The following is a 10,535-nucleotide window of genomic DNA, read 5'->3' on the forward strand; positions in this document are numbered from 1 at the left end:
TTAACACTTTCGTATTTCTGACTTCATTTCAGAGCTTAAGACTTCGTTTCCCTGAATTTATTTCAGGGTCCATGTTTGAATACACGAAACGCAAATGGATCCTGACCTGCGTCAGGAAGACTGATTTAGTGGAGGACTGGTTTGGTGGAGGACTGGTTTGGTGGAGGACTGATTTCAGCGCTTTTACCTATCAGGATCCATTGAGGGCTTAACACTTTCGTATTTCTGACTTCATTTCAGAGCTTAAGACTTCGTTTCCCTGAATTTATTTCAGGGTCCATGTTTGAATACACGAAACGCAAATGGATCCTGACCTGCGTCAGGAAGACTGATTTGGTAGAGCGCTGAATAGGAAGACGGCGCATAAGTTAACGGCAGGTGCATCAGTAGAAGGCTGTTGCATCCGTTAAAAACTTACACTTCTCTATACTCTTTTTAGAGCTCAGTACCTTCACCTTTCTGAATGCATTCAAGGCTTAACGTCTTCGTCTATCTGAATTCAGGGCTAACACCTTTGTCTCCCTGACTTCATTTTAGGGCTAACATCTTCGCTTCATTTCAGAGCGTAAGATTTCGTCTCCCTGAATTTATTTCAGGGTCCATGTTTGAATACACGAAACGTAAATGGATCCTGACCTGCGTCAGGAAGACTGATTTGGTGGAAGACTAAATAGGAGGAACACTGATTAGGAAGAAGGCGTGTAAGTTAACTGCTCATATTTTCTACCGCTCCCCTTGCACCTCAAATTCATCGTATATTAAAACTGCTTTTCCGTTTTTTTGAACTTGCCAATGCTCTTTATGTACAACTCCATACGCTTTGTTCATTTGCCAATGTGAAGTCAGTAAATAACCATCGGTACCTTCAGGTTGCCAAATGACATCGCTATATTCAACACCATGAAAACCTTGATCAATAATTTGCTGCCATAAAGCTTGTATTTGCTCAGTGCCTTTAAACGTCCCAAATGGTTTTGCAACCATCGTACATTCAGGGTGGTACTGGGCAGCACACCCAGCCGCATCTTGGTTATTAAATGCGGTTTGCCATTGTAAAATACCTGTTTTACAAGCTTCAAATACGGTTTGTGGTGCCATGTTCTATTATCTCTATTGTTTACTTGCGACCAAGTTTAGCGCTATGCTTTGTAAAGAAAAACAAGACTAATAGAAAATACTGTTTAATCTGGTGAAACAATATGAATAAGCTACGCCATATGAATTTATTTATGCGCATTGTGGAGGCTGGGTCGATAACTAAAGCTGCTGAGAAGCTAGGGCTCTCTAAATCGGTATTGAGTCAACACTTAAAACAATTAGAAGGAGAATTAGCAACTACACTGTTAAAGCGCACTACACGTCGGCAATCGTTAACGCCTAGCGGTGAACGATTTTATGCCCACTGTGTAAAAATGCATCAAATTTCAGAACAAGCTTGGGATGAAGTGATGGCGCAACAAATCGAACCAGCTGGCAAACTCACGATTACCGCCCCACATGCGTTAATGGACTCCCTGGTAGTACCTGCATTAACGAAGACATTTTTAGCGCATCCAAAAGTACGTTTGTCATTGATTTGCCAAGATGAACAGTTGGATCTGATGCATCATGATATTGATTTAGCAATTCGTGTGGGTAGGAGTCAAGACAGTCGCTATAAGCAACGACTTATTGGCCGATTTTATGATGTGTTATGCAAAGCTAAACATCATACTCCTGATTTAAGTTCTGTGACTTATATTGCGAATCATTGGCAAGGTACTCAGATAAATCATACATTTTATAAAGCTGGTGGATCATCACAGAAGCAGCAGTTTTTGGCAACACATATACCAAACAATATCGCTTATTAGCGCTGGATTTGGCATCGGGATTGTGCCGAATATACTACTACCTCAATATACCCAGTTAGCACTGGTCTACACTGACCAGTACTTAATGGCAACAGATGTGTATACGGTGCACCCATACACAAGTGCCGTGCCTACCACCGTCAAACTTGCTCAAACAGCCATTAAAACTGCTTTTGATGACTTAATGTTCAATATAACGTAATAGTTTGAGATGAACGATGTGCGAAACATCATAGTTAGAATATACGTATTTGATGTGAGCGTTGACAAATAGATACGCGTATTTACGTTTCAAATATAGATACTCTGCTATAATGAACGAAGTTTTTAAAGGAATGATAGAGTTTTATGGTTGTGAGTAAGTGTCATGGATTGTTGCTTTTTTTTATATTAATGCTGTTGAGTGAGAATTGTGAAGCCATTGATACGGTGAGATACAACGTGTCTCATAAATTTGTTGATCCAAAGCAAACCTATTATGTTGACTTATTACGGTTGGCACTCGAAAAAAGTATGCCTGAATATGGACCATATCAATTAATTGAAAACCCCCTTGAAGATACCCCACAGGCCAGAACATTAGATCTGCTTGCTAAAGCTGATTTAATTGATGTGCATTGGAGCATGACCTCGATTAAACGAGAGCAAAAATTAGGTACCGTTTATATCCCATTGCTAAAGGGCATGATGGGGGCGCGTATTTTTATTATTCATAAAGACTTACAATCAAGGCTAAAGAAACATCAATATGCAACTGCATTGTTGGATTATCGATTCGGCAGTGGTAACGATTGGCCTGATTCAAAGATTTATGCATTTAATAGTTTGACTGTTGAAACCGCTGGGGCGCAGAATTTATTGAAAATGTTAGAACAAAAGCGCTTTGATTTGTTTCCCAGAGCTCTGCATGAGCCTTGGTCTGAAGTGGTTGGCCACCCTAAGCTACAGATCGATAGCCGCTTTGGTTTGTGTTACCCCTCTGCGATGTATTTTTTTGTGAATAAAAATAATCATAGGCTACGCAAGCGCTTAACTGATGGGCTGCACAGGGCAATAAATGACGGCAGTTTCGATCAGCTATTTAGTCATCACCCAATCACAAAAGATGCCCTCAAAAACGGTTATTTTGAAAAACGAAAAGTGTTAAAGCTACGCAACCCAAATATGAGTATTAGAACGCGCGACACTTTACACTCGGGACGTTATACGTGGCAGCCATTAGCCGAATGTGTCAAGCCCTCATTATAAGCATAACGTACATCCCTCTCGTCTTTGTGCTGCTATGACATCAGGTAAAAGTGTCTTTGTTAAGTAAAGTTCATATTATTACTCTTTGTTTTTAATGGGATCTATTGTTTAATGGTTGATTGTTGTACACCATTAATTATTAAGGGCTTATTATGGAAGATATTAAGTTATATGGACATCCGCTATCAGGGCATACTCATAAAGTGTCATTGTTTTTATCAATACTTCAGCTGGAGTATGAATTTGAAATCGTTGACTTAAAGGCTAAGCAGCATCAATCAGACGCATTTTTGAAGTTAAACGCATTTGGCCAAGTACCTGTTTTGAAACATGCAGAACGCGTTATTTGTGATTCTAGCGCTATCTTAGTTTATTTGGCTAAAGTATTTGATAACTCTGGAATTTGGTACCCATCTTCCCCTGTGAAACAAGCGATGATACACAGGTTATTAGCGGTTTCATCTGGTCCGTTAGTGATGGGGCCCGCTATGCTAAGAGGCATTAAACAACTGAATAAACCCGGTGATTATGAGCAAGCGATTGTAGTAACAACGCAGTTATATCAGGGCTTAGAGCGTTTACTTCATTCTCATGATTGGCTGGCTTGCAGTACGCCCACTATTGCAGATATTGCATTGTATAGTTATATTAAATTGGCTGAAGGCGCCTCTGATATTAATGGAAAATTCCCAAGTATACTTAATTGGCAGTCGAAAGTTGAATCTCTTCCTGGCTTTATGGCGGTCCCTTAACTCCTTATTTTAGTTCATCGTTTGCATCAATGAATCATATACTAATCAAAAGCCAACGCTGCGCACGTTAGTTGGCTTTGTTTCAGTAAACAGGTTGGTTGGTGTTTGTTTAAAGCCTGATACAAACTGCACACGGCATATTATTGTCGCGGTGTTACGTTAACTGACGTTGCCTTTGAAATTCGCAAATTTTTGGATCTTTGCTATACATTGAGTATTACCAATCTGTACGATAAATCATATGAATTTAACTGTTACGTGGCGAATATTTGGTGGTTTCGCGGTCGTATTGCTTTTGTCTGTTATTTTGTTTTCTGTATCTATAATGGGCATATCCAATATTGGTAAGGGAATACAAAAAGTATCGACTAAAAGTGTCCCAACTTTAATATCTGGTGCTGCACTGTCAGAAAGTGTTTTGGCAACCGAACTGAGCTTAATACAGCTATTTGCGACAGAGCGTCGTAGTGTAGCAAATACCATTAAAGCTGATTTCGACAAACGATACGATGAAAACCAAACCAATTTACAAGCACTTGCATTACAGTTAGATAGCCTACCTGAGTTTGCAGAAATACTCTCTAAATTAGAGAAAACCAATGCAGCGCTTTACACCACGTCAATCACCAGCATCACTGGCTATTTGGCCATTTTGACCCAAATTGAAAAAACCAATGAGTTGGCACAAGAGTTCGGTGATATGGGCGATGAAAGCTTAAGTTTTGCATACGATTTAGAAGGAATGGCAGAGCAAGAGGCGACCATAGACCTCTTAGCGACCTTTGTATCACTTAGGTAGATAGTGCCAACTCAGTGCTACGCTCACAGATTGTGTTTGAGGTGCTTGGTGTACAGTCTGAATTACAAGGCAGTGTTAGCGAAATTGATGAATTATTTAATAAAATACAAATGGCAAGTGAGCTGCAAGGAAGTGATGAACTGGCATCAATGCATCAAAACCTAACGAGCTTTAAAAATGCATTAGCGGGCAGCGATAGCGCTATTAGCTCAAAAGTAAGTGTATTGAAACAACTTGGCAAAGTTAAAAAAGATTTCGATGTTATTAAACAGCATGCTAAGGAAACCAGAGAATTAATCGCTGAGCTCAAGAAACAAATAATGACTTATACTGGCTCGATTCAATCACAGGCTGAAAGTACAGTGTCTGATAATCAATTTGTGATCACAATGTTGGCTGGGTTGATCATTGTGTTGTCTATTGCAGTGTCATTTGTAGTGACTCGTTCAATCAAAGTACCGTTAGCTATGTCAATACAACAAATTAAAACCGCAGCAACGGGCGACATGACTGTCCAGTTTGTAAAAGAGCAAGAAGATGGGTTGGGTGAGATGGCGCAAAGCATGCAGCAACTCGTAAATAGTTTGCGCGATACGTTAAATGAAATATCGGATAACTCGCAGTTGTTGGCCAGTACAGCAGAACAAACCAGTGTGATAGCTGATCAAAGCTTTAATAGTGCCAATGAACAAAGTTCACAAATGCACGCAATGAGTACGTCGATCAACGAAATGACAGAAACAGTCGCCTCTGTTGCTGCAAGTGTTCACAGCACGTTAGAAGAAGTTGAAAAAGCCAGTACTGAAGCTGAACAAGGGGAAACCGTGTTACTGAAGAACGTAGAGAGTATTTCAGCGTTGGGTAAAACCATAGAAGGCTCGGCAAACGTGATTCAGCAGCTAAATAACGATACGGTCAGTATTAGTTCGGTATTGGCTGAAATAAAAGGCATTGCAGAACAGACCAATTTATTGGCACTCAATGCTGCAATAGAAGCGGCTAGAGCCGGAGAGCAAGGACGTGGGTTTGCAGTGGTGGCTGATGAGGTGAGGTCATTGGCCAGCCGTACTCAAGAGTCAACACAAGAGATTCAGTCTGCCATTGAAAACTTGATCAGTGGTGCACAGCAGGCCGTTGAGAGTATGACCAGTTCTCAGCAAGCCTCAAGAGAATGCGTCGATGGGATCAATAGCGTGAAGAATATGTTGCAGTCTATTGTGCAAAGTATTCAAACTATCCGTGACATGAGCCAACAAATTGCAGCGGCTTCAGAGCAGCAAACTGTCGCCGCAAACACCCAGTTAGAGAGTGTAAATAGTATACGAGATATTACCAATACAACCACTGAGCAAGCCAAAGATAACCAACAAGCAAGCCTACAGTTAGCTCAAATGGCTGAAACCCAGCGTACTTTATTGACCAGATTTAAAACCTAGTAGCTGAGCAATTAGTTACTTTAATTCGGCTTATTTATTGAGAGGAGCGTTATATGAAATTTAAAATTGCGAGTTTATTTATTGCGTTTTTTGCTTATTTTTTTATGGAAGTTGCGATCGCTGGGACGTGTGAAATTCAGTACACAAGAACGTCATGCCCCGGAAAGGAAAAAATAAGTTATAAAAAGTGTAAAGGTAAGCAAAGTTGCTCTAAGTTTAAAGAAGCGGCGAGTGCTGCAGAGTGTGGTGCTATGGCTGTAAAAACAAAAGACTAACGATCACTAAAAGTAAAGTGATTAATGCTATTTTTGACGGTGGAAAAATTACAGCAACGAATGGTAACGATGACTTTTGTACCGTGTATGCCAAAGCCAGTGAAGAGTTCAATAAATGTGGTGGCTAAGGTGAACTAGTTTTTACGAATTCATAAATGGCCATTGATGTTGCGCTAAATGGCCATTTTTTATGAATGATATAAAGCGGAAGCCGAATTGTGCGGTTTAAAATTGCGGTAAAATGCGTATTTTGATTCAGGTAATATGGTTTTTTAGGAAAGCGCAACCTTGGTCAAGTATCACTTCTGTTGTTTTGCGATACTTCCCACAGTTTAGGATCAGTTATTGAGTGTACAAAGTGAAGAATAGGGTAGCACCGCACCGAAGTATTCAGCGTGTTTGTGATTATATTGCACAAAACTTAGATATACCTATGAGTATTGAGCACTTAAGTGATGTAGCCGCGTTGTCGAAATATCATTTTCATCGTTTGTTTGTTGCCAACATGCATATTACAGTGAGTAAATATATTCTGTTGGCGAGATTAAAACGTGCCTCGTTTGAGCTGGCATTCGAGACAGATAAGAAAATCCTCGATATCGCGATTAAAGCAGGTTTTGATAGTGCTGAAGCGTTTACAAGGGCCTTTAAACGCACATTCAATCAAACCCCTTCGGGGTTTAGGTGTACACCGCAATGGCCACAGTGGCATGGCGTGTTTGAGTGTAATATTACGAGTATGCCTGTGGAACAGCTTGATGTTACCGTTGACGTTTTTCCGAAAACGATGATTGCTTTTATTGAGCATAAAGGTGCTGCTGAACGGGTATATGAAACGGCTGGGCAATTTGTGAATTGGAGAAAAACGACTGGGTTATCGCCTATTCGCAGCAGCAAAACATTTGGGATCCCAAATGGTGACCCAAGTACGATGGCGTCTGAAGCATTTCGATTTAAAATATGTGGCACGGTGCTTGAGCCGGTGCCAAATAATGCGTTTGCAGTAAAAAACGCGGAGATCCCCAGAATGCGCTGTGCTAGAGTGCGCCATATTGGCAGCCATGAGACATTAGACAATACAATTAATGCCTTTTATCAGCAGTGGTTTATTGATAGAGATGAGCAGCCAGCTGAGCACCCATGCTTTTTTCAATATATCAACTTGATCCATGAAGTGGATGAATGCGATTTGTTGACCGATATTTTTTTACCACTGCGCTAAATGCATAATGGGTGCAGTGGTAAAAATGGGACGACTGAAGTTAGGCGTTACAATTTTATTAGTTAACCTCAGGTTTGGGTAAGGGTTTTGGAATAGGAAATATTGTTGTAAACAAACTTACGTACAATCCAATAATGATATTTTGTTCAATATCAGGCACTTTTATGCAGTAATAGCGGGTTATTACAAATGAAAGCAACGCCGAGAGTGAGAAAAATAGCTTTATTGGACCAATTCGCTTATACAGCCCCTAGTTACCATCGACTAAAATGTATGTAAAACCCCTTTACAAAATGGCATAGCATGAATGCGTTTGTAGTATGCGATGACGTTAGGGAACTCAGCCAGTAAGTTCAAATGTGCAGGTAAATGCATATGGTAATCTAACATAGGCAGCGCTATCGCATCCGCTAGTGAGAACTGATTGGCAACCAAATAATGATTATTAGCCAATTGTTTATTGATATTGTGCAAAGTTTGCAAAGCGGCAGGTTGTGCAGCGGTTAATTTAGTCATATCAATTTGGTTATTTGCACCACTGGGGTATTTTATTTCAATAATGTAGTCACTAATAAGTGCACGGAAAGCGTAAATAGATAACATACTGGACCACGCATCTATTTGCCCATAAACCTGAGGGTTACTATGAAAGATACTGGGCCTGCTAAAATGCTCAAGGTAACGTGCAATTGCGTTAGATTCAGGCAAGATATAACCCTCATCGATTAAGATTGGCACTTTTTTATAAGGGTGTAGCTTTGTTAGGGAATCGCTACTGACTTCTAATGCTTTTCCTTCATGCTCAAGACTAAGTTGGTAATCTAATCCTTTGTATTTGCAAATTAACTCAATGCTTTTAACAAAAGTCGAAAACTCCGGGCCAATAATAGTGAGTGTATTCATGGTATTTCCTTTAATGGACTTGATGGTTGACCTCATAATAAAAAGCATGACAATATGTTCAATAACATATTCTTAAACTTTTGAGAAAAACATGCCTTGGGATATAAATCATAAACAGAAATCTCGTCAGCGTATTTTAGAATCTGCCGCCAAATTATTTGTCGAGCAGGGGTTTGATGGTGTTGGCATTGATGAAGTGATGGAAAAAGCCAATATGACCCGAGGTGCTTTTTATAGCCATTTTAAATCTAAATCGCAGTTGTATCATGAAGCGATTCCTGTTGCAGGTTTAGTGGCAAAACAACAGCTAGAAGTTGGTTGTCAAAATTCATTTAAGGCGCTCAAACATAATTATTTACACCAAAGTAATGATGCGCAAAAAACGCAACTCTGCCCCATTGCTTTACTCATTTCTGATATTCGTCATAGAGACCTCGAGATTCGCAAAACATATGAAAAGGTATTTTCTGGTTTTGTCGATTACATAGACAGCCATATGGATGACCGAAAAGGAGCGCTTGTTCAAGCGGCGACTATGATTGGTGCAGTGGCTTTAGCGCAAACATTAACAGATGAAAGCTTAAAAGAAGAGCTGCTATCGGCATGTGAATCAGCGGCTCACAATGATATGTAACATGCTCCTTATTGTTTTTCTGAGCTCGCTTCAAGATCGAGCGAAGACGAATAATGAGGGTGAATAGTAGCAGCTAACAAGGATTAATTTTATTGTCTACTTGAACTTGATTCAGGATCTAGTGAGGGTGAATAGTAACAGCTGATAGGGGTTAATTTTATTGTCTTCCTGAACTTGATTCAGGATCTGGTGAGGCTGAATAGCAACAGCTGACAGGGATTAATTTTATTGTCTTCCTGAACTTGATTCAGGATCTAGTGAGGGTGAATAGTAATAGCTGACAGGGGTTAATTTTATTGTCTTCCTGTACTAGGTTCAGGATCTAGTGAGGGTGAATAGTAACAGCTGACAGGAATTAATTTTATTGTCTTCTTGAACTTGATTCAGGATCTAGTGAGGGTAAATAGTAACAGCTGACAGGGGTTAATTTTATTGTCTTCCTGAACTTGATTCAGGATCTGGTGAGGGTGAATAGTAGCAGCTGACAGGGGTTAATTTTATTGTCTTCCTGAACTTGATTCAGGATCTGGTGAAAACGGAAAATACAATAACAGGCATATGACATGTCTGAATTCAGTAATGTGAGGTTAATTATTAGCAGGTGCGGATATTGTATGTCATTATCGAGTCTAACATGATGAAAATACCCTATTATTTTGGCTCTTTAAAAAGTAACTATAAAACAATCAGTTACAGTTAGTCGTTTTTTATATGGTTAAAATGGTATTTTGACCGTAACGAATTGTTGTAACTTATTTTTATGATGATAGTCTATTGTTCACTGCCGCACAGGCAGCTTAGAAAGCTATTCATTACCGCACTTATAGTCTTACTTGGTTCACTGCCGCACAGGCAGCTTAGAAAATGAACAGGATTGGTCTGGTTGGGCCGCTAAGGTTCACTGCCGCACAGGCAGCTTAGAAATGATCAAACTTTGCTTTAAGCACCGACTTTGCGTTCACTGCCGCACAGGCAGCTTAGAAAATACTTCGCTGGCGGCTTCGGCTTCCATGGCAGTTCACTGCCGCACAGGCAGCTTAGAAAGTCATCGCCAAGGGCTATAATGCACCCTTGCCGTTCACTGCCGCACAGGCAGCTTAGAAATTCAACTAGGTGATCACTCAACGCCCCTATTAGTTCACTGCCGCACAGGCAGCTTAGAAATATCTCGCCATTTGAGATCTAATTTTGTTACTGTTCACTGCCGCACAGGCAGCTTAGAAACAACTGCCAAAGGCTGCGGTGCTGCCCTGGTAGTTCACTGCCGCACAGGCAGCTTAGAAAACAGGTACCAGAACCCATACAAAAATCTAAAAGTTCACTGCCGCACAGGCAGCTTAGAAATCTACATCATTACCGTCTAACGCAACTGCGATGTTCACTGCCGCACAGGCAGCTTAGGTGATAAGGGGG

The 10,535-nt window shown here is 40.3% G+C and carries 11 protein-coding genes and 1 CRISPR repeat array; of the genes, 9 read left to right on the forward strand and 2 right to left on the reverse strand.

From position 1 onward, the window contains the following. Nucleotides 1–723: 723 nt before the first annotated feature. On the reverse strand, nt 724–1,098 hold the full coding sequence (locus J8L97_RS09635) for a nuclear transport factor 2 family protein (RefSeq protein WP_211049106.1): 375 nt from the start codon (nt 1,096–1,098) through the stop codon (nt 724–726). Nucleotides 1,099–1,199: 101 nt separating this feature from the next. Between J8L97_RS09635 and J8L97_RS09640 the strand changes: the two genes are divergently transcribed. The 8 genes from J8L97_RS09640 (at nt 1,200) to J8L97_RS09670 (ending at nt 7,585) form a co-directional block, all read left to right on the forward strand. Continuing rightward, on the forward strand, nt 1,200–1,853 hold the full coding sequence (locus J8L97_RS09640; RefSeq protein ID WP_247688613.1) for a LysR family transcriptional regulator: 654 nt from the start codon (nt 1,200–1,202) through the stop codon (nt 1,851–1,853). A gap of 22 nt (nt 1,854–1,875) precedes the next feature. Then, nucleotides 1,876–2,055 (forward strand): hypothetical protein, encoded by a 180-nt coding sequence (locus J8L97_RS23470; protein ID WP_247688614.1) that lies wholly within the window; start codon nt 1,876–1,878, stop codon nt 2,053–2,055. 239 nt (nt 2,056–2,294) lie between these two features. Next, on the forward strand, nt 2,295–3,101 hold the full coding sequence (locus J8L97_RS09645) for a hypothetical protein (protein ID WP_312037146.1): 807 nt from the start codon (nt 2,295–2,297) through the stop codon (nt 3,099–3,101). Nucleotides 3,102–3,253: 152 nt separating this feature from the next. Beyond that, the gene (locus tag J8L97_RS09650; RefSeq protein WP_211049108.1) at nt 3,254–3,853 is read left to right on the forward strand and encodes a glutathione S-transferase family protein; all 600 of its coding nucleotides are present in this window, start codon (nt 3,254–3,256) and stop codon (nt 3,851–3,853) included. A gap of 241 nt (nt 3,854–4,094) precedes the next feature. Then, nucleotides 4,095–4,652, forward strand: coding sequence for an MCP four helix bundle domain-containing protein (locus J8L97_RS09655; RefSeq protein WP_211049110.1), 558 nt, complete (start codon nt 4,095–4,097; stop codon nt 4,650–4,652). A gap of 14 nt (nt 4,653–4,666) precedes the next feature. Next, complete coding sequence (locus J8L97_RS23950) at nt 4,667–6,088, forward strand: methyl-accepting chemotaxis protein (protein ID WP_211049112.1); 1,422 nt, start codon at nt 4,667–4,669, stop codon at nt 6,086–6,088. 53 nt (nt 6,089–6,141) lie between these two features. Beyond that, on the forward strand, nt 6,142–6,363 hold the full coding sequence (locus J8L97_RS09665; protein WP_211049114.1) for a hypothetical protein: 222 nt from the start codon (nt 6,142–6,144) through the stop codon (nt 6,361–6,363). Between the two features lie 358 nt (nt 6,364–6,721). Further along, on the forward strand, nt 6,722–7,585 hold the full coding sequence (locus J8L97_RS09670; RefSeq protein WP_312037147.1) for a GyrI-like domain-containing protein: 864 nt from the start codon (nt 6,722–6,724) through the stop codon (nt 7,583–7,585). Nucleotides 7,586–7,849: 264 nt separating this feature from the next. On the opposite strand, the gene J8L97_RS09675 is transcribed toward J8L97_RS09670, so the two are convergent. Continuing rightward, nucleotides 7,850–8,488 (reverse strand): glutathione S-transferase family protein, encoded by a 639-nt coding sequence (locus J8L97_RS09675; protein ID WP_211049116.1) that lies wholly within the window; start codon nt 8,486–8,488, stop codon nt 7,850–7,852. 91 nt (nt 8,489–8,579) lie between these two features. On the opposite strand from J8L97_RS09675, the gene J8L97_RS09680 reads away from it, so the two are divergent. Further along, nucleotides 8,580–9,122 (forward strand): TetR/AcrR family transcriptional regulator, encoded by a 543-nt coding sequence (locus J8L97_RS09680; RefSeq protein ID WP_211049118.1) that lies wholly within the window; start codon nt 8,580–8,582, stop codon nt 9,120–9,122. 776 nt (nt 9,123–9,898) lie between these two features. Next, nucleotides 9,899–10,526: a CRISPR direct-repeat array (repeat unit 28 nt; unit sequence GTTCACTGCCGCACAGGCAGCTTAGAAA). The last annotated feature ends 9 nt before the right edge of the window (nt 10,527–10,535 follow it).

Source organism: Pseudoalteromonas sp. MMG012 (genome assembly GCF_018100875.1).
GTDB classification, from domain to species: Bacteria; Pseudomonadota; Gammaproteobacteria; order Enterobacterales; family Alteromonadaceae; genus Pseudoalteromonas; species Pseudoalteromonas aurantia.

Coding starts and splice junctions, on each gene's coding strand:
- J8L97_RS09655 (WP_211049110.1), top strand. CDS start 4,095: ATGAATTTAACTGTTACGTGGCGAATATTTGGTGGTTTCGCGGTCGTA.
- J8L97_RS09635 (WP_211049106.1), bottom strand. CDS start 1,098: ATGGCACCACAAACCGTATTTGAAGCTTGTAAAACAGGTATTTTACAA.
- J8L97_RS09640 (WP_247688613.1), top strand. CDS start 1,200: ATGAATAAGCTACGCCATATGAATTTATTTATGCGCATTGTGGAGGCT.
- J8L97_RS09680 (WP_211049118.1), top strand. CDS start 8,580: ATGCCTTGGGATATAAATCATAAACAGAAATCTCGTCAGCGTATTTTA.
- J8L97_RS09675 (WP_211049116.1), bottom strand. CDS start 8,488: ATGAATACACTCACTATTATTGGCCCGGAGTTTTCGACTTTTGTTAAA.
- J8L97_RS09665 (WP_211049114.1), top strand. CDS start 6,142: ATGAAATTTAAAATTGCGAGTTTATTTATTGCGTTTTTTGCTTATTTT.
- J8L97_RS09650 (WP_211049108.1), top strand. CDS start 3,254: ATGGAAGATATTAAGTTATATGGACATCCGCTATCAGGGCATACTCAT.